At 72.3% G+C, this 21,117-nt stretch carries 20 protein-coding genes and 1 pseudogene; 10 read left to right on the top strand and 11 right to left on the bottom strand.

The features are described 5' to 3' along the window. Positions 1–29: 29 nt before the first annotated feature. Entirely contained in the window at positions 30–218 is a 189-nt protein-coding gene (locus LV78_RS33575; RefSeq protein WP_253850009.1) for a hypothetical protein, read from the top strand. A 105-nt stretch (positions 219–323) separates the two neighbouring features. Here the strand turns inward: LV78_RS33575 and LV78_RS33580 are convergent, their stop codons facing one another. Then, positions 324–713, bottom strand: coding sequence for a hypothetical protein (locus LV78_RS33580; protein ID WP_253850010.1), 390 nt, complete (start codon positions 711–713; stop codon positions 324–326). Between the two features lie 846 nt (positions 714–1,559). Between LV78_RS33580 and LV78_RS33585 the strand changes: the two genes are divergently transcribed. The 5 genes from LV78_RS33585 (at position 1,560) to LV78_RS33605 (ending at position 4,587) form a co-directional block, all read left to right on the top strand. Then, the gene (locus tag LV78_RS33585) at positions 1,560–1,730 is read left to right on the top strand and encodes a hypothetical protein (protein WP_253850011.1); all 171 of its coding nucleotides are present in this window, start codon (positions 1,560–1,562) and stop codon (positions 1,728–1,730) included. Then, complete coding sequence (locus LV78_RS33590; protein ID WP_253850012.1) at positions 1,727–2,461, top strand: Crp/Fnr family transcriptional regulator; 735 nt, start codon at positions 1,727–1,729, stop codon at positions 2,459–2,461. Before LV78_RS33585 ends, LV78_RS33590 begins: the two co-directional genes overlap by 4 nt. A gap of 93 nt (positions 2,462–2,554) precedes the next feature. Beyond that, a complete protein-coding gene (locus LV78_RS33595) occupies positions 2,555–3,535 on the top strand; it encodes a LacI family DNA-binding transcriptional regulator (RefSeq protein ID WP_253850013.1) in 981 nt (326 codons plus the stop codon). 126 nt (positions 3,536–3,661) lie between these two features. Further along, entirely contained in the window at positions 3,662–4,339 is a 678-nt protein-coding gene (locus tag LV78_RS33600) for a S66 peptidase family protein (RefSeq protein WP_253850014.1), read from the top strand. Further along, positions 4,240–4,587: a hypothetical protein gene (locus LV78_RS33605; RefSeq protein WP_253850015.1), complete on the top strand. Its 348-nt coding sequence runs from the start codon at positions 4,240–4,242 to the stop codon at positions 4,585–4,587. The genes LV78_RS33600 and LV78_RS33605 overlap by 100 nt, the downstream gene beginning before the upstream one ends. Before the next feature lie 356 nt (positions 4,588–4,943). Here the strand turns inward: LV78_RS33605 and LV78_RS33610 are convergent, their stop codons facing one another. Then, a complete protein-coding gene (locus tag LV78_RS33610) occupies positions 4,944–5,816 on the bottom strand; it encodes an SDR family oxidoreductase (RefSeq protein ID WP_253850016.1) in 873 nt (290 codons plus the stop codon). 51 nt (positions 5,817–5,867) lie between these two features. On the opposite strand from LV78_RS33610, the gene LV78_RS33615 reads away from it, so the two are divergent. Then, positions 5,868–6,461, top strand: a complete 594-nt coding sequence (locus LV78_RS33615) for a TetR/AcrR family transcriptional regulator (RefSeq protein WP_253850017.1) — start codon at positions 5,868–5,870, stop codon at positions 6,459–6,461. Positions 6,462–6,494: 33 nt separating this feature from the next. Here LV78_RS33615 and LV78_RS33620 read toward each other — a convergent pair. The 8 genes and pseudogenes from LV78_RS33620 to LV78_RS33655 all read right to left on the bottom strand — a co-directional run bounded on the left by LV78_RS33620 (position 6,495) and on the right by LV78_RS33655 (position 17,112). Then, positions 6,495–7,237: pseudogene (locus LV78_RS33620) on the bottom strand (dienelactone hydrolase family protein). 249 nt (positions 7,238–7,486) lie between these two features. Then, positions 7,487–8,017, bottom strand: coding sequence for a hypothetical protein (locus LV78_RS33625; RefSeq protein ID WP_253850018.1), 531 nt, complete (start codon positions 8,015–8,017; stop codon positions 7,487–7,489). A gap of 1 nt (position 8,018) precedes the next feature. After that, the gene (locus LV78_RS33630; protein WP_253850019.1) at positions 8,019–10,694 is read right to left on the bottom strand and encodes an EndoU domain-containing protein; all 2,676 of its coding nucleotides are present in this window, start codon (positions 10,692–10,694) and stop codon (positions 8,019–8,021) included. Between the two features lie 458 nt (positions 10,695–11,152). Further along, positions 11,153–11,791, bottom strand: a complete 639-nt coding sequence (locus LV78_RS33635; protein WP_253850020.1) for a nucleotidyltransferase domain-containing protein — start codon at positions 11,789–11,791, stop codon at positions 11,153–11,155. A 110-nt stretch (positions 11,792–11,901) separates the two neighbouring features. Next, complete coding sequence (locus LV78_RS33640; protein WP_253850021.1) at positions 11,902–13,257, bottom strand: TniQ family protein; 1,356 nt, start codon at positions 13,255–13,257, stop codon at positions 11,902–11,904. Further along, on the bottom strand, positions 13,257–14,318 hold the full coding sequence (locus LV78_RS33645) for a TniB family NTP-binding protein (protein ID WP_253850022.1): 1,062 nt from the start codon (positions 14,316–14,318) through the stop codon (positions 13,257–13,259). The genes LV78_RS33640 and LV78_RS33645 overlap by 1 nt, the downstream gene beginning before the upstream one ends. Next, entirely contained in the window at positions 14,315–16,357 is a 2,043-nt protein-coding gene (locus tag LV78_RS41870; RefSeq protein WP_253850023.1) for a Mu transposase C-terminal domain-containing protein, read from the bottom strand. Before LV78_RS41870 ends, LV78_RS33645 begins: the two co-directional genes overlap by 4 nt. Continuing rightward, positions 16,354–17,112 (bottom strand): TnsA-like heteromeric transposase endonuclease subunit, encoded by a 759-nt coding sequence (locus LV78_RS33655; protein WP_253850024.1) that lies wholly within the window; start codon positions 17,110–17,112, stop codon positions 16,354–16,356. The genes LV78_RS41870 and LV78_RS33655 overlap by 4 nt, the downstream gene beginning before the upstream one ends. 290 nt (positions 17,113–17,402) lie before the next feature. On the opposite strand from LV78_RS33655, the gene LV78_RS33660 reads away from it, so the two are divergent. The 3 genes from LV78_RS33660 (at position 17,403) to LV78_RS33670 (ending at position 20,236) form a co-directional block, all read left to right on the top strand. Then, positions 17,403–17,918 carry a lytic polysaccharide monooxygenase auxiliary activity family 9 protein gene (locus tag LV78_RS33660; protein WP_253850025.1) on the top strand — a complete coding sequence of 172 codons (516 nt, stop codon included), beginning with the start codon at positions 17,403–17,405 and terminating at the stop codon, positions 17,916–17,918. Between the two features lie 402 nt (positions 17,919–18,320). Next, a complete protein-coding gene (locus LV78_RS33665) occupies positions 18,321–18,485 on the top strand; it encodes a hypothetical protein (RefSeq protein WP_253850026.1) in 165 nt (54 codons plus the stop codon). Continuing rightward, positions 18,485–20,236, top strand: a complete 1,752-nt coding sequence (locus LV78_RS33670; protein ID WP_253850027.1) for an aKG-HExxH-type peptide beta-hydroxylase — start codon at positions 18,485–18,487, stop codon at positions 20,234–20,236. The genes LV78_RS33665 and LV78_RS33670 overlap by 1 nt, the downstream gene beginning before the upstream one ends. 607 nt (positions 20,237–20,843) lie before the next feature. Here the strand turns inward: LV78_RS33670 and LV78_RS33675 are convergent. Then, a complete protein-coding gene (locus LV78_RS33675; RefSeq protein ID WP_015803819.1) occupies positions 20,844–21,017 on the bottom strand; it encodes a CsbD family protein in 174 nt (57 codons plus the stop codon). Positions 21,018–21,117 lie beyond the last annotated feature (100 nt).

A 21,117-nucleotide genomic window follows, 5' to 3' on the forward strand; every position in this document is an offset into this window, starting at 1 on the left:
GGCAGGGGTCCGGCGGGTAGTCGGGTGGCATGTCTGTTGAACCGGGTGAGCCGACCGTGGACGAGTTCATCGACGCCGACGGGGCGAAGCTGGAGGCGCTGGGCGCGGTGGACGAGTCGAGGCCGTTGAGCGCGACGGAGGAGCTGGCGGACCGCGAGGACCTGGTGGACCGCGACGAGGAGGAGTACTCGCACGAGCCGTCAGGCCCGCAGTACTGAACCGGGGCGGGGCCGGGCCGGGGGACTGATCCCCCGGCCCGGCCCCGCTTCGTTCTTCCGGGGGTCACACGGCCGGGTCACGCAGTGGTGTCACGCGGTACGGGGTCACACGGGCTGGGTCCCCCCGCACAGGTTGGCCTCGACCTCGTTGGCCCGCTCCCCCTCGGCCCCGAACACCAGGTACCGCTTGCCGACCTGGAGCCACAGCCCGCACTGGGCGCTGTCGGTCGCGGTGACCACGTTCACCCAGGCCCCGACGTCCCCCTTGAGCGGGACGCTGACCTTCACCCGGTAGACGGACCGGTCGTCGTAGGGGTCGTCGCTGTCCCCGAAGTCCCGCCCGGCCCGCACCACGGTCCCGACGAACACCTCGTCGGCCCGGTCGAAGTGCTCGCCGATGGTGCCGGGGAAGCAGCTGCAGGCACTGGCGGTCCCGGTGGCGACCAAGCTGAGCCCGAAGGCGGAGACGAGGGCGAGCGCGAAGGTCCGGATCATGACGGGCCCCTTTCGTCGGCGGGCCAGCAGGGTAGGACCGGCTACTTCCGGCGTGCCAGCCCTCGGGAAGGCGTTGGGGCAGCGCTAACAGCACCGCTAACGCGAAGATTCCCCACGAGGGCGACTGAATGGCCGCAAGAATGCGGAAATGGCCAAACGTGCCTCAAAAAACATGAAAAGGTTTTTTGAAAACCTCACGACCTGGGCACATGCCCCCCCGGATCGAAGACGCCACAAAGGCGGACAGCCGTACGGCTAATTCACTTTTCTGCGACACGCAGAGTTGTGATGCGTATCACCCATAACGCGACGCCCGCCACACGGCGGTCACTTGGAGTTACTTTAAAGTAAAGTCCCGACCGACCCGGCGCGTGAGAGTGGCCCAGATCACCCTAAAGGCAGAAGGTGGGCGCGGGCTACCACCCCCGAGCCCACCTCCCCATCTACCTGCGGGAATCCCGAACTCGCCAAGAGACACGGAGCTTCCGCGACCATGATTATGGCCTGGACCACCGTACTGCTTTCCAGCAAAAGTTGCATTCGGGTCCAGTTTTTTCGTGAACAGTTTTCAGCGGCACCGCGTATGCAGTAGTGCCACCGTCCTCCATACGGACCTGACTTGCGACCCTCGGTAGCGCCCCAGTCCGCACAACAGCGGCTTTTGTCGAATTCGGATGAACGGTGGCTGCGGAACGCTCTTCCCACGCCTGAGACGTACATCTAGTCTCGATAGGTGGAATCGACCACTACCAGTCGCTTCCGCTCGTCACCTTTCACTCAAAAGTTTCACCCGAACTCGCCAAGAGACACGGAAGGGTGGGCAGATTGTTGCCTAGCTACCCAGCGTTGATCATTTTCGCCGCGCTGATCATCCTCTACCTGGTGTTCACCGCGTTCATCGTGTGGCTGCTGTCCGCCAGGGTGCCCAACGCACTGGGTCGCACGCTGATCGCGGTCACGAGCCTGGTCGCCGGGCTCCCGCCGATCCTCCTCGTGCTCACCGGGGTGATGGCGTGACGCGCGCCCTCGGCCCCTCCGCCCCCGGCCCCTCCGCGACGACGCGCGGAGGGGCCTCGCCCCGCAGGCCCGGCAGCCTCCTCGACCAGCTGTCCCCCCGCGACCGGTCGCACCTGCAGCGGTTCGGCAGGCCCACCTCGTTCGGCAGGGGGGAGACGCTCATCCCGCAGGGCGACGACCACCCCGCCGTCTACCTGCTGACCGGCGGCGTGGTGAAGGCGACGCGGACCGCGCTGCCCGACAGCCCGCCGATGCTCATCACCCTCTTCTTCCCCGGTGACGCCCCCGGCACCGCCGACGCGCTGCTGAGGAGCCCCGCCCACATCACCTACACCGCGACCAAGCCGACCCGCGCGCTCGCCGTGCCGCGCGAGCGGTTCACCGACTTCGTCGAGTACCGACGCGAGGTCACCCGCACCGCGCTCGCCGTGCTGGCGAACGAGCTCCGCGTCCGGGACATGCACCTCGCGCACTCCACGATGGACGTCCGAGGCAGGCTCGTCGCCTTCCTCGGCCGCCAGCAGGTCGTGAGCGGCGTGCCCACCCCGGAGGGCGTCATGCTCGACCTGGGCCTCACCCAGGCCGACCTCGCCGCCGCCATCGGCGCCGCCCCCGGCACCGTCGGCCGCGAGCTGGCCTCGCTCCAGGAGCGCGGCGTCATCGGCATGGGCTACTGCACCATCTACATCAAGAAGCGGCTCAGCCCCCACTCCCCCGAACCGGAGTACTGACCCCCCCACCCGCCCCTCCGCCGCTCCCCCGCGCGGCGGAGGGCCGCAGGTCCGATCTTGACGTCGCCGCAGCGCCGACCGATCCTCTCTGCCATGCCGGTCACCACCCGCCCGGTCACCATCCGCGACGTCGCGCGGCAGGCGCAGGTGTCGGTGTCCACGGTGTCGCGGGCGCTCACCGCGCCCGAGCTGGTGCGCGCGGAGACCAGGGTGCGCGTGCTGGAGGTCGCCCACCGGCTCGGGTACCAGCCGAACCCGGCCGCCCGCAGCCTCATCACCGGGCGGACCGGCAACCTCGGCATCGTCGTGCCCGACCTGGGCAACCCGTTCTACCCCGGCGTCATGCGCGGCGCGCAGGCGAGCGCGCGCGAGTCCGGGCGGTCGGTGTTCTTCTGCGACAGCGGGGGTTCCGCGCGGCAGGAGGCCGCGCTGGTGCGGTCGCTCGCGCCCCAGGTGGACGGGCTGGTGCTGTGCTCGCCGCTGACCAGCGGCAGCGAGCTGGCCGAGCTGGTGGCCCTGCGCACGACGGTGCTGCTCAACCGGCCGCTGCCCGGCGTGTCGGCGGTGCTGATGGACAGCCGCTCCGGCGCGGAGGCGGCGGTGGCGCGGTTGGCGCTGCTCGGGCACCGGCGGTGCGCCTACCTGGCCGGGCCGGACGAGGCGTGGTCCAACGGGGAGCGGCTCGCCGGGTTGCGGGTGGCGGCGGGCGAGCACGGGGTGGAGCTGCGCGCGCTCGGGCCGTTCCCGCCCTCGTTCACCGGGGGTGAGCTGGGCGCGGACGAGGCGCTGAGCGCGGGGGTGACGGCGCTGGTCGCGTACAACGACCTGATGGCGCTCGGCGCGCTGGAGCGCTTGCGCGAACGAGGGGTGGTCGTCCCCGATCGGATGGCCGTGGTCGGGTTCGACGACCTGCTGTACTCGGCGGTGTGCCACCCGAGCCTGACCACGGTCGCGCTGCCGATGGAGGAGGGCGGGCGGGCCGCCGTGCGCGAGCTGCTGGCCAGGCTGGCAGGTGAGCCGCCGAGCACCCGCGTGCTGCCGACCTCGCTGCGGGTGCGCGCCAGCACGGGGTGAGCACGGGTCTGCCGATCGGGGGACCGCCGGTCTGGTGAGCCAGACGGCAATCCGGTCACCGCGTCCACGCGTCCGCGCTGCGGGACGCCCGGAGCCACCGCCCCTCCCGCTGCCACGATCACCCCCGTGCCCACCACCCTGATCCCGCCGCGCCTGACCGAGGGCGACCGCGTCCGCCTGGTCTCCCCGGCCAGCTACCCGAGCGAGGAGCTGCTCGCGGAGTCCGCGCGCGTGCCGGAGTCCTGGGGCCTGGTCCCGGAGGTCGGCGCGCACGCGCTGGACCGCCGGGGCTTCCTCGCGGGCCGCGACGAGGACCGCGCGGCCGACCTGAACGAGGCGTACCGGGACCCCGGTGTGCGCGCCCTGTTCGCCACGCGGGGCGGCGCGGGCGCGTACCGGATCGTCGACCTGGTCGACTACGACGCCGTGCGCGCGGACCCGAAACCGCTGGTGGGGTTCAGCGACATCACCGCGCTGCACCTGGCGCTGTGGCGGAACTGCCGGATCGCGGGCGTGCACGGCTTCCTGTCCGGCGCGCGCTCCGCCGAGTCCACCCGCGCCCTGCTGACGGGCGCGGGCGCGGTCCTGCGCCGGGACCCGGCGGCGCTGACGGCGGCGGTCGGCTTCCCCGGCGCCGCCTCGGGACCGGTGCTGGGCGGGCACCTGGGCACGGTGGCGGGCACCTGGGCACGGTGGCGGGCGCGGTGGGCGCGGGGCTGCCGCCGCTGGACGGCGCGATCCTGTTCCTGGAGGCCCCGCGCGGCATCGGGCTGGGGCAGGTGGACCGGCAGCTCACCCAGCTGATGCGCTCCGGCGCGCTGCGCGGCGTGCGGGGCGTGGCGCTGGGCCGGTTCCCCGGCTTCGAGGACTACGAGGACCGGGGCTGGACCGTGCTCGACGTGCTGCGGGACCGCCTGGGCGCGCTGTCCGCGCCGGTGCTCGGCGGTCTGGACGTGGGCCACGGCGACACCCCGCTGTCCCTGGCCCTGGGACCGGTCGGGCACCTGGACACCGAGGCCGGGACGCTCACGACCGAACCCGCGACCCGGTGACCGCAACGGGCGCAGGTGAGGCACCGAAGGCGGGACGCGGAAAAGCCCGGTGTGGGGGCAGGGCAGGGACAGAGGCAGAGGGGTGGGCGCGCGGGACGGTCAGGGTGCCGGAGGCGTGCAGCGACGGTCAGATGGCCCGGCAGGTAGGCCGCATGGCGGTCAGGTCGCCTGGCAGACAAGCCAGTCAGCAGACAGGACGCTTGGCGGTTAAGTCGCTCGGCAAGCCCCCGGCAGCCAAGTCGCTCGGCAAGCAGGCCGCCCGGCGGCCAAGCCACCAGGCAGCCAAGCCGCCCGGCAGACAGCCCACCCGCTGGTCAGGCCCTCGCTGGTCAGGCCCCGGCGGTCTACCCCGCCAGTCAGGTCGCCGGGAAGTAAGGCCGCAGGCTGGCGGCGGCGACCCGGTCCAGGAGGCGATCCGGCAGCACCCGCGCCAGCCTGGTGAGCACGGCCGCGTCGAGACCGGCGGCGTACCGGGTGCGGGGCTTGCGCGCCGTGACCGCCTTCGCCACCACCGAGGCCGCCCGCTCGGGTGAGATCCCCCGTTCGAGGTGCGCGGCCGTGTGCGCGGTGACCGCCTCCACCAGCGGCCCGTACCGGGCGCGCAGCTCGTCGGACATGCCCTCGGCCCGCCGCCTGGTGGTGGCGATCCCCCGGTCGCCCATCCGGGTGCGCACCCCGCCGGGCTCCACGACCACCACCCGCACCCCGTGCGGCGCGAGTTCGCGGCGGAGGGCGTCGCTGACGGCCTCCAGCGCGAACTTGGTCCCCGCGTACGGCCCGTACGTGGCCATGGCGACCCGGCCGCCGACCGAGCTGATGTTCACCACCCGCCCGCCGCCGTCGCGCAGCAGCGCGGGCAGCACCGCCTGGGTGACGGCGACGTGGCCGAACAGGTTGACCTCGAACAGCTCCCGCCACGCGTCGAGCGGCAGCGCCTCGACGGGCGCGTTGACGGACACGGCGGCGTTGTTGACCAGCGCCCGCAGCCCGCGTCCCCCGATCCGGTCAACGAGCGCGGCGACCTGCTCCGGACGGGTGATGTCCAGCAGCACCGGCTCGACGCCGGACCCGCGCAGCGCGTCGCCGTCCCGCTCCCGCCGCACCCCGGCGAGCACGTGGAACCCCCGCCCGGCCAGCTCGCGGGCGGTGGCGGCGCCGATCCCGGTGGACGCGCCCGTCACGACGGCGAGCGGGCGATCACCGGACGACATTTCAGATGACGTTGTCACCCGGTTGACGGTAGCCAAATCGGATGACAGCGTCAACTGTATGCTCGGGTCATGGTCACCCGAGCCGAGTCGGCTGCTGCGACCCGACGCGCCCTCCTGGACGCGGCGGCCGGACTGCTGGACGAGGGCGGCCCCGAGGCGGTCACCCTGCGCGAGGTGGGCGCCCGAGCGGGCGTCACCCGAGGGGCGCCCTACCGGCACTTCCCGGACAAGGACAGCCTGCTGTCCACGATCGCCGCCGAGGCCCTCGACCGGTTGGCCGCCGAGGCGGGGGCGGTGCGCGCGGGCGGCGCGGGCTCCCCGGCGACCAGGCTGACCGGGGCGCTGGGCGTCCTGATGGCCGTCGGCAGGCGCCGACCGCACCTGTACCGCCTGATGTTCGCCCACCCGGCGGGCGACGAGGCGGCGGTCGGGGCGGCGCGGGCCGCGGCGGGCCGCGCGGAGGCGGAGTTCCTGGCCGCCGTCACCGACCTGGTGGGCCGGGCCGAGGCGCCCCGGTTCGCGGGCCTGCTGCTGACCAGCGCGCACGGCATCACGACCATGGAGGCCAACGGCGACCCGTCGGAGGCGAAGTGGGGCGTCCCGGCCGAGGAGCTGGTCGCGACCCTGGTGGGCATGGTCGAGCGCGAGGCGCGGGAGGGCTGAGGCCGGGGACGCGCGCGCCCCCGGCCCCGCGACTCACCCCAGGTGCCGCCGGAAGAACCGGTCGACGTCATCCCCCTCGAACGCGGGGACCCCGGTGTGCCCGCCGGTGTTGGCGTGCAGGGTCTTCTCGGTCGACCCGAGTGCGTCGAACAGGTCGAGCGCCATCCCCCGGTCGTTCCACCGGTCGTCCCACTGGAGCAGGACCAGCAGCGGGATCGAGACCCGCCGGGCCTCCTCGACGATGCTCCGGGGCACGTAGCTCCCGGCGAACAGCACCGCGGCCGCGATGCGGGGTTCGACGGCCGCCAACCGCACCCCGATCGAGATCACCCACCGGAGTACCCGACCGGTCCGCCGACGCCGGGCAGCGCGAGCAGCCCGTCGACGAGCCCCCGCCACTCGGGGACGGCCAGCTCGACCAGCGGGAGGACGAGCCGGTCGACGACGTCGCCGCCCACCGCCTCCCCGGCCTCCAGCGCGCGGCGCAGGTCGGCGCGGGCCAGGTCGACGCCGGGCAGCCGGGGCCGGTCGCCAGCGCCGGGCAGTTCGAGGGTGGCGGCGGCGAACCCGGACGCGACGCACTGCCGGGCCCGCTCCAGCAGCCGGGGACGCATCCCGTCCAGCCCGCCGGGGTGGCCGAGCAGGATCGGCGGGGTGGTCGCGGGAGCGGTTCCGGGGGCGGTCGCGGACGTCCACAGGAGGCCGGGAACGCCGTCGAGGGTGAACGCGCGTTCGAGCAGACCGCCGTCGAGGGGCTGCTCGGAGGTGAACCTGATCATGGTCGTGCCTTTCGGGAGTGCCTGCGAACGGCGCTCCCGGACGACCTACCGCCCTACCGCGACCCCTGAGGGGAGCACCACGTCATGACGTTCACGGGTACCACCTCCTCGGTTCGCAGCACGGTCGCGCAGAAGCTATCAGCACCGGCGCCGCTCCCACCACCGGATTTCCGACGGCCTTCCCGAGCCCCACCCGCCGCAGGAGCGTCGCCCCTCTCGACCGCCTCGGGGCGCTCGTGGACGAGGTCAGCCCCCGGCCTGCCGCAGCGGCTCGGCGGCGGCCAGCGCCGCGGCCAGGTACGGCGGCAGTTCCTCCCCCTCGGCGACCGCGTGCACTCCGGGTTCCCGGAAGACCACGTGGTGCGGGGGCGTCCCCGCGTCGACCACGACGAGGTGGACCCACGCGGCGGGCTGGGTGGCGCCACGTCCGGGCACCCGCCACGCCCGCAGCACCTGCCGCACCTCGGGCAGCCGCGCGGCCCAGGCGAGCAGCCGCTCCTCGTGCTCGGGTGGTTCGGCGCCGCCGCGCGCGGTGAAGGTGTAACCGGGCGGGGGTTCGTCGGCCACCAGCGGCGGGGTCCGCCCGGTCGCCCCGGTGAACAGCGCGGCCTCCTCGCGGGTGAGCGCGACGCGCTCGACCTCCAGCCATCCGGCGAGCCCGGCGTGCGCCAGGCCCGTCTCCCCGGCGTTCAGGTCTCCCCACGTCATCGCGACCGCCTCGTCGGACAGCCTGCCCGCGAGCCGTCCCAGCAGCGCGGCCTCCGCCTCGTACCCCATGTCAGCAGGTTCCCACGGCGGGCGGCGGCGTGGCCTTGGCGGACGGCTGGGCGGGGGACGGCTGAGCTGGGGACTGCCGGGCGGGCGCCTGCACGGGCACGCGGTTGTTCTGCGCGTCGTAGACGTCGACAGCGCGGTCGAAGCGGCCGTCGGGGCCGGTGCGGACCTTGATCTCCTTCGCCTGCTGCCCCGCCTTGGCCTGCTTCTTGCTCGGCCGGGTGATCGCGTGGTGCTCCCAGTAGCCCGGCTCGCTCGCGCTGCGCGCGCGGACGTAGCGAGGGCGGTTGAGGGGGGTGAAGTTGGACCTCGGCCCGTCGCCGAGGTCGATGTCCTGCGGGGTGTCCGGAGCCTTGGCCGGATTGCGGAAGACGACGGTGGGGTCCCACTCCGGCTTGCTCGGGTCGGGCGTCTCGGTGGGGTAGGCGGTGCGGATCTGCCCGTCCTCCAGGACGATGACCTCCAGCTCCACCGTGATGCCGTTGACCGTGGCCTTGCCCCGGTAGACCCAGCCCCACTGCTGCCTGCCCATGTGGTTGCCCGCAGGCCTGCTCGTCGGCGGCGACGCGGGAGCGGCGATGACGGCGAGCACGGCCTGCTCGACGTCGGCGTCGGACCAGCCGATCGGGAACTCCGTCTTGTCCGCCACGCCCGCCCCGGCGCTGTGGCCGCCCGAGTCCTGCTTGCTCTCGGGCGTGGTCGGGTCGAACGGGTCGCCGGTGGTCACGTGGCGCCGGTTGACCGGGTTGAGCGTGGGGTTCGCGGGCGGCGTCGCCGGCCGGGCCGACGGGTCGAAGGTCGCGCGCAGCGCGGCGAGGTCCGCGCCGTCGAAGACGTACGCCTCGGGGTAGCGGGGATCGCCGAGGACCTTGGACCGGTCGTTGGTGATGATCAGCTCGGTGACGGCCGGGTCGGTCACCAGCGGGAAGAGCTTCGGGTCTTCCAGGAACCGCAGCGCGGCGGACCGGTTGGCCGGTCCGATCACCTCCGCCGTCTGGTCTGCGTGGAGCACGAGGACGTTGGTGGTGTCCTCGGGGAAGCGGGACAGCGCCGTGGTCAGCGCCCGCTCGGCGCGGTCGACCGAACTGCCCAGCGAGTGGCGGCCACCCGGCTTGTCGCCGGGGCTGAGCCCGGCGACGGAGTAGGCGCGGGCGGTCTGGCGGTCCACGAGCGCGCCGTTGTGCACGGTCAGCGTGCCGGGCTGCCTGTTCTGCTCGGTGGCGAGCCGGTGCAGCAGCAGGAACGTCTTGCGGGCGGCCTCGGCCCCGTCCACGTCGTTCGGTGCGGACGCGTCGAACTGGGCGGCCAGCACGACCAGGGGGTGCTGGTTCACGTCGGTGGTCGGGACGAGCGCGTTCGAGTCGAGCACCTGCCTGGCCTTGTGCAGGAGCGCGTTGCCCAGGTACGCCTCGATCGTCCCGAGCACCACGGCGTTCTGCGCCGCGACGGGGTCGGTCCGCCCGAAGCCCGGTGGGGCGACCAGGCCCTTGACCAGGCCGTCGATCGCGGCGAGGACGTCGGGGCCCTTGGCCTTGCCGTTGCCGGGGATCGGGTCGTTCGGGTCGATGCCCCGGTCGTGGAGCCGCTTGCCCCTGTCAAGGTCGACGCCCGCCGACTGGACCTGGACGAACGCGGACACCTGGTAGGGCACGGTGCAGGTCCGGGTGCAGGTGCTGGCGGGGTTGGTGACCACGGCCGTGGAGGTGGCGCTGCCGCCGGGTGGCAGCGCCACCGGGAACACCCCTCCGCCGCCGCTGGACGAGGACACCATGAGGCTGCCCGCGACCTGCACCTTCCCGGTGTTGGTCACGGTCACCGGGGTCGGGCACACCGGCGTCATGCAGACGCCGGTCGAGACGATCGTGACGGCGACCGACGGGACGTCCTGCGGCGCCACGGGCTGGGGCGGTGGCGGCGCGGCCTCGATGTCGGGCGCGGCCTCGGCGAGCTCCTTCTCGGCGCGTTCCCGGCAGCCGCTGTCGGGGCGTTCGGTCCGCAGGGAGACGTCGGAGTAGGTGGTCGCGCGCGTGCCGCCCGCGAACTTGCGCACGCCTGCGGCGAGCGGGCCGCGCAGGCCGACCAGGCGTGGCGGGTCGTCGAGCGTGGCCTGCACGGTCCAGACCCCGTCGTTCGTGGTGAGGGAGCTGACCGGGGTGCCGTCGTCGAGCTCGTCGGCGGTGATCCGCCAGCCGGAGTCCTCGGTGCGCTGGGCGACGAGCGCGCCCAGCGCCGTGCCGGACAGCGCGCCGAGCATCCCGACGGGGAAGCCCGAGTTGTCGTCGGCCTGCACCCACCGGTCGGCGCTGGTGTCGGCGGCGGCGGGCAGGGTGTTGACCCACCACGCGCGGTTGGCCCGCACGACGGCGCGGTCGCCGACGACGGCGAACTCGGCGGTGCCGCCCGCGTCATCGTCGACGATCGCGGAGAGGCGGCCGTCGGCGAGAACGGCGACGTCCAGTTCCAGCGGGGCGCCCGAGGCGGTGCGCAGGTCGCCGACGAGGTGCAGTTCGGGCGCCTCGGCGAGCCCGCGCAGGACCTCGCCGCTGAGCCGTTCCGCGTCGACGGTCGACGCGGAGCCCGGCACGGCGGTCGGTGGCGCGACGAGCCCCAGCACGAGCAGGAACGCGGTCGCGAGCGCTACCGCGAGGATGACAGGACGCGTGCGGATAGCAGTGTTCATGTTTCCCCCCGCGGCGAGATTAAGCGCGGGCGCGCACAGCCGCGGAAAGGTTTTGTCGGACTTACCCGAACAGCCGTACCTGCTTGTCCGATCGAGTGCGGGATGTCGGCGTGATCCGTGACGACGCCCGGACCGCGCCTGGACCGCTCCGACTCCGACCGGAGCGGACATCGGCCCTCGGCCGCCTGCTCCGCCCAGGGCAACCGGGGACCCGAGTGGCTCACCTGCGGCCCGCCTGCCAGGTCAGGGCGTCGCCCGGTCCGACCGGCCGGTCCGGTGCGCACCCACCTGTCCCGTCCGGGTGAAGTTGTCGGATGACGAGGCTGCTGACCTGCGGTCCGACAACTAGGTCCGGACGACGATGGGTCGTGGTGTCCGGACCTAGTTGTCGGCGTACACGTCCGGGCGAAGTACGAGGTACGGGCGAACGTATAGAGGTCGGGCGTGCCTTCTCACGTTCAGGAGGCGAGTCGGTCGTGCCAGGAGTGAGGGCCGATGCTGTGGGACAGCGCATGGCTCAGCCAGACTCGTTGGCTGGCGGAAAGTGACGGCAGTGCCGCGAGGAAGTCGGTGTGGTCCTTCGGCCCAGGCTGCCTGGCCTTGTAGAACAGTTGGATCTCGGGTGCGAGGTAGGGGATGCCGTCCCGGCTGATTCGTCCGATCGTCGCTACGGGTCGGCGAATGCCGGGGTCGCGTCGCGACACCCACTGTCCGTCGCTCGTCTCGTCGAGCATCACCTGCAGGCCCCACGGCCGGTCTGGGCCCGGGCGGCACCAGATGTCGTGGACGGACGGAGGAAGGGTCTCTCCGGGTTCCCAGGGGCGCAGGACACCGGGCGGGTCGGCCGCCCAGCACTCCCAATCAGGTAGGGCATCGTGCAGGTGACGCTGGTCCGGGCGCAGCATCATCACGTCGATGTCACCGTGCTGGCGAATGTGGTGGCCGACCGCCAGTTCGATGGCATACCCGCCGGCGATCCACCAGGAGCACGGCATCGCCGCGAACAGCGAGGCGATCCGAGCGGGCGTCAATGGCTCCCAGCGCCCGTACGGCGCGACAATCGACTTTGTCACGTCGCACTCGTCCTGCGGTCCCACCGGAGGCAGTCCACCGGTAGGACCGTCATCTGGCAGCCGCCCCAACGACCGGCCGCAACCTCTGCACGTTCAGCCGTACGCACCTCCGCACTTCTACCAGTACCCCGACACTAGTTGACGGATTCCGTGGGGACGACCCCGGTTCCGGGCTTCGAGGTGGTGTTAGCGCTTCGTCGGGCGTAGGCCGTTCTGGTTTGGCGGCTGCGTGGTCGCTCGTGTGGCAGGGCTGGCCGTCCGCCGGTGGGTGGTCGCGGTCCGGTCCTGCGGTGCCAGTCGACGGGTTCGGTGGCGGTGTTCAGCCATGTCGAGGAGATCGGATCGGATCGGATCCATTCGGTGGTGGCGAGTGCGAGGAGGTCTTTGGTGGTGAGGGGTTTGCGCAGTCTGATGGTGGTGTTGGCGGTTTGAGCGAGGGCGCCGTCGAAGACTTCCATCTTGGTTGACCAGTCGCGGATGACGACGGGGTTGAGGGTGCGGTGGTGCAGCATCGAGTCGCCGCCGCGGCGGTGGCGGCTGAACCAGAGGGCGTTGTCGCGGCGTTTGGTGTCGCTGTCCTGGCTGGGTTTGCGGAAGGTGGGGCCGCCGAAGGTTCTGAGGCTGCGGTAGTCGGTGTTGGGTGGGCTGGGTGGTCGCCAGCAGTCCTGTTCCATCCAGTGGGCGACCGCGTCTTTGATCACGATGGGGCGGTAGTCGCGCAGGCCGAGGCGGCGGCCGATTTCGGTAGCGAACGTGCGTTGGCCGTCGGGGCCGTGTGCGACGACGCGTCGCCAGTGCAATGAGCCGATCAGTTCAGCGAGGGCGACTGCTTCGGGGTAGGTGCATGCGAATAGTCGTGAGGTGCTGAAGGTGTCGTCTTCGGTACCGGGTGGGATGAGGAGTTCGGCGCGGCGGCGCCATTCGATCCAGGCGTCGCCGGGGAAGGCGAGGTCGGCGAAGTTCCAGCGGTGCGCGCAGATGAGGAAGCCGGTGAGCACTGCGTCGAAGGTCGCGGCGGGGCCGAAGCGGCGGATCAGCCGTCGGTGCCGGTGCTGGGCGGTGACGATTTCGGGGAGCGCGTCCAGGTCGGGTTGGGGGTGGTCTTCCTGGTCGGGTGGGCCGATCCAGACGTGGTGACGGGTGCAGACGTAGTGGTGGTGGGCGAGTAGGTGCAGCACGGGTCCGCCGGGGTGGCGGGCGTCGCAGCGCCAGCAGCCGCGTTGGGGTTCGTGGCGCAGGGCGAGCCAGTCCGGTTCCGGCGTGCGCAGCTCGGTCACGGCGCGTTCGAGTCGTGCTCGGGGCTGGTTGGCGACGGTGGCGAGCAGGTCACCGTCGAGGCGTCGGGTGGGGCTGCCCTTGGCCTTGGGGCGGCTGACCTGGTGCCAGAGTTCGTCGGCGGGCAGGTCGTGCAGGGCGGCGAGCCGGGCGAGGTAGGAGACGGCGATTTCCTGGTGTGCGGGGCGGGTGGTGATCGGGAGGCGGGAGACCATCAGCGCCTGCCCTTCGTCGTGCGTCGCCGGACGGGTGTCGTGCTGGTCGCGGTGTGATCGAGGGGGATCAGGTCGAGCAGGTCGAGGGTGATCTGCTCGGTTTCGTCCTCGATGGCCAGGACGGCGGCGCCGCGGATGAGGACCGAGAGGCTGCCGATGGCGCCGCCGGTGCGTTCGTAGAGGTAGTCGGCCTGTTCGACCAGGGTGCCGGGTTGGTGCCGGTGCAGGCGCAGGGAGTGTTCGAGGGTGGCGATCAGCGACCGCCAGGCGGTCTTGTGCTCGGGGGTGCCGTAGTCGAACGGTGTGGAGTCGATCAGGGTGAACCGGCCGGCGATCTGGCGGCCGCGGGGTCCGGCGAACATGCCGCGTTCCTCGACCTCGATGCCGGCGTAGGCGAACGTGGCGGGGAGCCGTTCGGCGAAGTATTTGAGCTGGTCGGAGACCTCGGCGCGGGCGCGGGTGTCGAGGATGTTGTGGATCTCGTCGATCAGTACCAGTTCCAGGTGGGTGCGGGCGGCGACGGCGCAGACGGTGTTGACGATGTCGGGCATGGTGGCGCGGGAGCCGAACTCGACGCCGTAGAACCGCGCGAACTCGACCGCGAGCATCTTCGGGGTCGCGTCGGTGGGGACCGTGACATAGACGACCGGGATCCGGTCCTGTCCGGCGCGGCCGGGGTGGCGCTTGCGGACGGCGCGTTCGTGGGTGCGGCCGAGCTGGGTGAGCGCGGTGGTCTTGCCGGTGCCGGAGGCGCCGGAGAGGATCATGCCGCGCCGGGCGGAGATCTGGCCGCGGTTGAGCTGGACCAGCAACCGCCCGGTGGTCAGCAGTTTCCGGATGACCGGGGTGTGGGCCAGCGGCAGGTCGCTGTGGTAGTCGCGGCGGGCTTGGACCAACTCGGCGCGAGCCCGAGCCGACAACGCGGTGAGTTCGGCGGCGGTCGGGAGGACCGGCGGGGCGCTCTGGTGCTCGACGAACCGGCGCCAGCCTTCCCTGGTGGTCAGCGACTCGTCCGGCGCGAGCTGGTCAACGTGGTCGAGTTCGGCTTGCAGCGTGGTCATAGCCACCTTTCCGCTTCTGCGTCGGCGTCGAACACGCCGAACGGAATCACCTGCGCCTTCTGCGCGGCGGGTGTCGGGTCGGCTGGGGATGCGTGCCCGTCGACGGCGGCGGCCGCCGCGGGCAGTTCGGGCCGGTGCGCGGCTGCGGCGGTGCGGGTGCGGGCGGCGATCCGTGCTCCGGCCTTGTCGGGTCCGTGTTCGGCGCGGGTGAGCAGGGCGTCCAGCGCGCGGGCGATCTCGGTTTCGGTCACCTGGTTATGCGTGCGCAGGCTGGTCTGTTCGGCGAGGCGGCGGGCGTGGCGCCAGGTGAAGTCGGCGAACGGCGCGGTGACCATCGCGCGGTGTGTCCAGGGAACGGTGATCCAGCCGTTCGGCGTGCGGAGGAAGACCTGGGAGAGGTCGTAGGGGTCGTAGTGGACTTCCCAGAGGCCGCGCTTGCCTGCCAGCCCTGAGTGCTGTCGCCGGTAGTCGCCGAGCTCGGGGCAGTCGTAGGTGCGATAGTCGATCTGGATGCCGTAGTCGTTGATGGCGCGCCATTTCACCGGCAGTAGTTCGAGGTAGTCGGTGCCGGTCAGGGTGAGCGGGAGATAGCCTGCGATCGCGACGAGCGCGGCGTAGCGTTCGTTCGGGGTGAGCTTGCGCCGGGGTGCGTGCGGGTCGCGCAGCGCGTCGTGTGGGCGGTGTTGCCAACCGACGATCAGCCATTCGTCGAGCAGGTCCTGTAGCTGGTCCAGCGTCCAGGCGGCAGCGACACCCCGTCCGCGCTGCTGGGTGTTGGCCCCCTTGAATCCGGCGACGTGCTGCGCGAACAGTGTCTTGATCGCTGTGAAGGTCGCCTCGACCACGGCCTTGTCGGTCGGAGTGTCCTTGCGCGCAGGCTGGATGGAGATCCCGAGCCGTCCGCAGGCGCGGGAGAACGTCTCGGAGACGAACACCTTGCCGTGGTCGATCACCACCTGCTCGGGGACGATGACCGGCCGAGCCGCTGCTTCGTGCATCCGTGCGTCGATGGTGAGCAGCCGTTCGTGTGGCAGCCGCGAGGCTGACATGCGCAGGGCGTCGGCCCAGCCCGGCCGCATCGGTTCCGGGACCAGCATCTTGGCCAGCAGCAGCGACGCGTCGACGGCCTTGGTGCCGACCGGGCGCAGCACCGCCGCGGCGATGGTGCGGGTGGCGACGTCGACCGCGATCGTCAGATCGGCGCGGACCGGGACGCCGTCGGCGGCCAGGACCATCACGTCGAGCGGGGTGGAGTCGATCTGGACCTGCTCGCCGGGGCGCGAGGCGTCCGTCGCGGTGAACGCGCCGGGCGGCCGGTTCGCCGTCTGCCGCCGGGTGACCGCCGAGCCGAAGGTGTGCCAGCCGACCGTCAGGCGGTCGACCAGTTCGTAGAAGGCGCTGCGTCCCGGTAGCGGCACGACTCCCTCGCCGTGCAGTTCCTCGACGCGCTTGGTCGCGCGGCGGATCAGTCGCGACCGCGTGCCAGTGGACAGGTCTGTCTCCGCCGCGATCACCTCGCGCAGCACCTCGACCAGCCGCGCGTCGGCCTGCCCGGTGACGTCGAAGGTTCGCGCGGCGCGCTGGTCGACCAGGCCCCACAACCCCTGCGCCTCGAACCGGGCGCGTTTGCGTTCGATCGTGCGCGTGCTGATGCCCAGCTCGGTGGCTTTGGCGTGCAAGCGGTCGGTCGCCGAAGTGGTATTCGGGTCGAAGCCGGGGCGTGCGGCCGTGCCCGGCGTGGCGCCGGGCGGTAGCCCGGTCTCGATCTCCACGAGGTGATCGCGCCAGCGTTCGGCCTCGGCGACGACCTCGGCGGGCAGGGACTCCAGCAGCCCGAACGGCTCCATGACGGGCAGGCTGACGCCCTCCAAGACGGCGAAATCGGCGGCGGCCATCAGATGCCCTGCCAGCACGACTTGCTCGCCGCCCGCGTCGGCGCGGAGCCGGACCGTGGAGCCCGCGAGCCCCACCACCACGTGCTCGTCTCCGTCGAAGGCGACGCGATCGCCGACGCGCAGAACCGCACTTGACGAGGTCACGACCCCACCGCCTCGGCCATGACCACGACCTCGGGGTGCAGCGGCCGGTCCAGGTCGGTGTGCAGTTCACGTCGCCAGAGCAGGTGGAACAACACCGGCAACACCGCGATCGGATCGCCGACCTGTTCGGCGCCGTGCAACAGGCCTGTCGGAGCGGCGAACGCCGTGCGCAGCGCGGCGGCGACGTCCGGGAGATAGTGGCGGGGATGGCGATAGCCGGCCAGCCAGCGGACGTTGGCCAGCAACGATGTCGGTGGAGCTCCGGCGACCTCGTATTGCCAGCTCAGTGCGTCGCAGGCCGCCCGCGTCGCGTCGAACGCGACCTGGTCACGTGGCTTGATCCGGTCCGCCGAGCGGACATCGAGCACCAGCGCGGAGCCGTCGGCCAGGCGAGCGAAGTAGTCCGGAGCGTGCGAGCGGACCTTGCCTTCGCCTGTGGCCCAGAACAGCCAGAACGGCTGGGAAGCGATACCGACTACCTCGGGATCGAAGTCCAACAGGACCAGCCGGTCTCGCTCCAACCACGACTCGTAGCCCACCAAACTGCCTGTCGTCGCCGTCCACCAGCGCCCGACGTGATGGCGCTGCCCCTTGTACGACGGGAAACCGCGCACCGGCATGTAGTCCTCGAACGACAGGGACCACGATTCGGTGAGAGGAACGCGCTGCTCACCACGCTCGTCCGCGTACGCGAGTTCGAACCGCTCAGCCAGCGACGCCCGCGCGCCGCCGGACACAAGATCAAGCGTCGGCACGGCCGCATTCTCTCGGGCGACGCCAAGGCCGACTCACCACCCCCGACAACTACCTCCGGACGCCGACACCCTCACCGACAACTAGGTCCGGACACCGACAACTTCAGCCGGACAGGACACCACCCCTCACCTCCCGAGTGACCGTTGTCACCACCCGGTCACTCAGAGTATGGTCTAGACCGGCCGCCGCATTGGTGAACGACCGAGCCAATGCGGTTCTCTCCTCGCACCGCACGCTGCCAGGTCGGCGTTCGCCTCACCGCGTACCGCCCGTCCGATGGGAGCCGACCATGCAACTCCGCCGAAGGATCGCGGCACTGGCCTCAGGCGCGCTCGTCGCGCCGCTGGCCGTCGTGGCGCTGCCGAGCACCCCCGCGTTCGCGCACGGCTACATCTCGTCCCCTCCGAGCAGGCAGGCGCAGTGCGCCCAGAACACGGTGTCCTGCGGCGACATCAAGTGGGAGCCGCAGAGCGTCGAAGGGCCCAAGGGCCTGCGCAGCTGCAACGGCGGGGTCGCGCGCTTCGCCGAGCTGAACGAGAACAACAAGGGCTGGAAGGCCACCTCGACCGGCCGGACGGTGACGTTCAACTGGACCTTCACCGCCCGCCACCGCACCTCGAACTACGAGTACTACGTGAACGGCTCCAGGGTCGCCGTCGTCGACGGCGGCAACCAGATCCCCGGCGCGGTGGTGACGCACACCGTCACCCTGCCGTCCAGCGGCAGGCAGACCGTGCTGGCCATCTGGAACATCGGTGACACCCCGAACGCGTTCTACTCCTGCGTGGACGTGTCCGCGAGCTGATCCGACCGACCGCGAGCGCCCCGCCCGGACCTCGGGCGGGGCGCTCCGCTTTATTCCGAATAATTCCCGATGGATTCACGGGGCAGCACCGAGCGCACTTCCCACGAAAGGGTGAGAGTTCCGTCACATAAACGGAACACCATCGCCGGTTGCGGCGATCACTCAATACACCTAACAACGCGGTGAAACCGCAGCGGAGCACCAAACTAGCAGGTAGACCCCGCCAGGCCTCACTCCATCAGATTAATCCCGAATGGATGAACCGGACAGGCGTCAACCCCACTGCAACTCGGCCTGGGGTTTCCCCTGCCCCCACCGCGTGCCATACGGTGACCGAAATCCGACACCGAGAAGCCGACCTCGAACACAGCCCGAGAATAAACGAGAATAAAACCAGGGACCATGCAGAAACAACCCCACGCGGAACTGCCCCCGGACCTCGCCAGAACCCCGCTGCGGGAGCTGGGCGACCCCGGCGGCGACGCGGTCGAGCGGCTGGCGGCCCGACTGCTGGCCAGGGTCCGCTCGACCGCGCCGCAGGACCTCGTCCACGAGCGGTGCGACTGATGCCCACGGCCACCGCGACCCCCGACACCCGCTCGCAGCTGTGCTCCGCCGTCCTCGCGGGCCCGTCCGACCGCCGCGCGCCCCGCGCGCTGCGCGACCGGGTGCTGGCCGAGCGCAAGGAGCAGCTGCTCGTCCTGCGCCACGCGCTCGCCACCTCCGCCCCCTCGGGCTTCCCCGCCGGGTGCGCCGACCGCGCCTGGCACGTCCTGGTCGCCGCCGACGACGCCGACCCCGACTCCACCGCCGACGTGCTGCTGTCGCCGCCGGTCGGCCTGTGGCTGGTCAGGGCGCTGCGCAGGCTGGCGCTGGGCCTGACCGCAGGCCCCCGCGCGCGCCCCGACCTCGGCGCGCTGAGCGCGGTGGCCGCCGCGTCGGCGCTGCGCGCGGGCGTGCCGTTCCAGCTCGACGTCCCCGTCGCGCACGGCGTCGTCACCCTGCCCACGGTCGGCTGGTTCACCCTGCCGCCGGGCCCCGCCGACGACCGCCCGACCCACCTGCCGCTGCGCCACGACGGCGGCCGGTTCGCGCTCGACACCCCGCCCAGCGCGCCGGAGGCCGCCTTCCAGCGGCTGGACGCGCACCGCTGCGGCACCGGCGAGCACCCGCTGACCGCCGTGCTGGAGGACGTCGACCCGCACCGCGCGTTCACCGACCCGGTCCCGCCCGCGCCCCTCGACGAGACCGGCCGCGCGCGCTGGACCGCGCTGCTCGACCGGGCCTGGGAGCTGCTGGAGCGCTGCGCGCCCGACCACGCGGCCGAGCTGTCCGGCGGCCCGCTCACCCTCGTGCCGCCCACCGGGGCCGAGCACGACGGGTCCTCGTCCGCCGCCGCGTTCGGCGCCGTCGCGCTGCCCGAGGCGGCGACCGCGACCGAGCTGGCGGAGCTGCTGGTGCGCGAGCGGCAGCACGGCAAGCTCAGCGCGCTCACCGGCCTGGTGCGGCTGCACGACGCCGACGCGACGCCGAGCTTCCACGCCCCGTGGCGCGACGACCCGAGGCCGCTCGGCGCGGTGCTGCACGGGATCTACGCGCTGACCGGGGTCGCCGAGCTGTGGCACGGGCTGCGCGCCGGGCTGCCCGCCGACCAGCGGGCGGACGCCGAGTACGCGTTCGCGCTGCGCAGGGCGCAGGTCCGCGCCGCTATGGGGACCGTGCTGAACGCGCCCGAGCTGACGGCGGAGGGCCGCGCGCTGCTGGCCGCCTGCGCGCACCGGCTGGACGCGTGCGCCGACCAGCCCGCCGTGGAGGTGGTGCGGGCGGTGGACCGGGTGGTGGCCGAGCACCGGGCGCTGTGGCGGATCAGGCACGTGCGCCCGTACCCGGCGGACGTGTCCTGCCTGACCGGCGCGTGGTTGGAACGCCGCCCGAAGCCGTTCCGGTTGCAGGTGCGGACCGAAGTTCACCCGACCGGGGCTGATCTGCCGGAGGCCGACCCGTCGGGCGCGGGCCGGGCGCCCGCGCGGGCCGCGCTGCTGCGCGCGCTCGCCACCGGGGAGCGGATGCCGGTCGCGGACGAGGTCGACGCGGCGTGCGCGCGCGGCGACGTGCGCACCGCCCTGGCCGGGTACCGCAAGCGCTTGCTGGCCGAGCCGGACGACCTCCAGGCCTGGGCCGGTCTGGCGCTGGCCTCGCGCCGGGAAGCGCTGCTCGCGGTGCCCGAGGTGGTCAAGGCCGTGCACGCGGACGCGCTGGCCCGCACCGGAACCCCGCCGGACCCGCTGCTGCTGGCCGACTGGGTCGGGGAGCGCTGACCGGAGCGCCGGCCGGGAGCGCCGCGGAGCACCGGGACCAAGCGCCCGGAGCCCAAGCGCGCCAAGCGCTTCCCACCCCGCTACGCCTCCTCCGCCGACCTCGCAACGTCTCGCACCTCACGCGGATTTTTGTTTGCACGGTCCCGGTCGCCCGGCATAACGTTCGGGTACACGAGGAAGGAGGTGGTCCCAAGTTGTGTAGCTATAGGACTCGTCGTGAGGTGGCTGTCCGCTAGGACCCGGCCTGATCTCGGCTGAGCCTGGCGAATACCAGGCAGCCACCCGCCCCCGTCTGCTCCGAGCCAGTCCACTCGGCCCGCGCACCGGCTCCACGCGCGGGAAGCGGCACCGGGGTCGTCTCTTCCTCGGCCCGGAAGGCCTGGAAGGAAAACACCCAGGGCCGCCCGCCCCCGACTGATCGGGGATGGGCGGCCCTGTGGTGTTCCGGGCGCGCGGCATCACGCCGCGCAGTGCCGAATGTGTGCCCTCACGGGCGGTAGCACGGGTGGAACGTCCCACCCGGACCGGTCGTCGGCGTGTCCCGCGCCCTCCACGACCGGTGATCGCACCTCGGAGTTCGAGGAGCAGGCCCTGCGCGTCGCCAGCGCTACTTCCGGAACGCGTCCTTGACCTTCTCAATGCCCTGCTTCAGGGCACCGGACGCGCGCTCAGCGCGGCCCTCGGCCTGCCACTGCTCGTTCCCGGTCGCCTCGCCCACGCCCTCCTTGGCACGGCCCTTCAGCTCCTCGGCCTTGTTGCTCGCCTTGTCGTCGATCCCCATGACCGGTCCTTTCGGTGGAGTCCGCTGTGCTCTCACTGACTACCCCCGCGACACCGACCGGAAACCGGGACCTCATGTGCACACCGCGACCAGGGCTCGA

This window comes from Actinosynnema pretiosum (genome assembly GCF_024171695.1).
GTDB classification, from domain to species: Bacteria; Actinomycetota; Actinomycetes; order Mycobacteriales; family Pseudonocardiaceae; genus Actinosynnema; species Actinosynnema pretiosum.

What these genes read in the sequence shown, in the direction of transcription:
- LV78_RS33665 (WP_253850026.1), top strand. Translation starts at nt 18,321, where the DNA reads ATGCAGAAACAACCCCACGCGGAACTGCCCCCGGACCTCGCCAGAACC.
- LV78_RS33640 (WP_253850021.1), bottom strand. Translation starts at nt 13,257, where the DNA reads ATGGTCTCCCGCCTCCCGATCACCACCCGCCCCGCACACCAGGAAATC.
- LV78_RS33615 (WP_253850017.1), top strand. Translation starts at nt 5,868, where the DNA reads ATGGTCACCCGAGCCGAGTCGGCTGCTGCGACCCGACGCGCCCTCCTG.
- LV78_RS33595 (WP_253850013.1), top strand. Translation starts at nt 2,555, where the DNA reads ATGCCGGTCACCACCCGCCCGGTCACCATCCGCGACGTCGCGCGGCAG.
- LV78_RS33645 (WP_253850022.1), bottom strand. Translation starts at nt 14,318, where the DNA reads ATGACCACGCTGCAAGCCGAACTCGACCACGTTGACCAGCTCGCGCCG.
- LV78_RS33630 (WP_253850019.1), bottom strand. Translation starts at nt 10,694, where the DNA reads ATGAACACTGCTATCCGCACGCGTCCTGTCATCCTCGCGGTAGCGCTC.
- LV78_RS33670 (WP_253850027.1), top strand. Translation starts at nt 18,485, where the DNA reads ATGCCCACGGCCACCGCGACCCCCGACACCCGCTCGCAGCTGTGCTCC.
- LV78_RS33575 (WP_253850009.1), top strand. Translation starts at nt 30, where the DNA reads ATGTCTGTTGAACCGGGTGAGCCGACCGTGGACGAGTTCATCGACGCC.
- LV78_RS33625 (WP_253850018.1), bottom strand. Translation starts at nt 8,017, where the DNA reads ATGGGGTACGAGGCGGAGGCCGCGCTGCTGGGACGGCTCGCGGGCAGG.
- LV78_RS33660 (WP_253850025.1), top strand. Translation starts at nt 17,403, where the DNA reads ATGCAACTCCGCCGAAGGATCGCGGCACTGGCCTCAGGCGCGCTCGTC.
- LV78_RS33580 (WP_253850010.1), bottom strand. Translation starts at nt 713, where the DNA reads ATGATCCGGACCTTCGCGCTCGCCCTCGTCTCCGCCTTCGGGCTCAGC.
- LV78_RS33675 (WP_015803819.1), bottom strand. Translation starts at nt 21,017, where the DNA reads ATGGGGATCGACGACAAGGCGAGCAACAAGGCCGAGGAGCTGAAGGGC.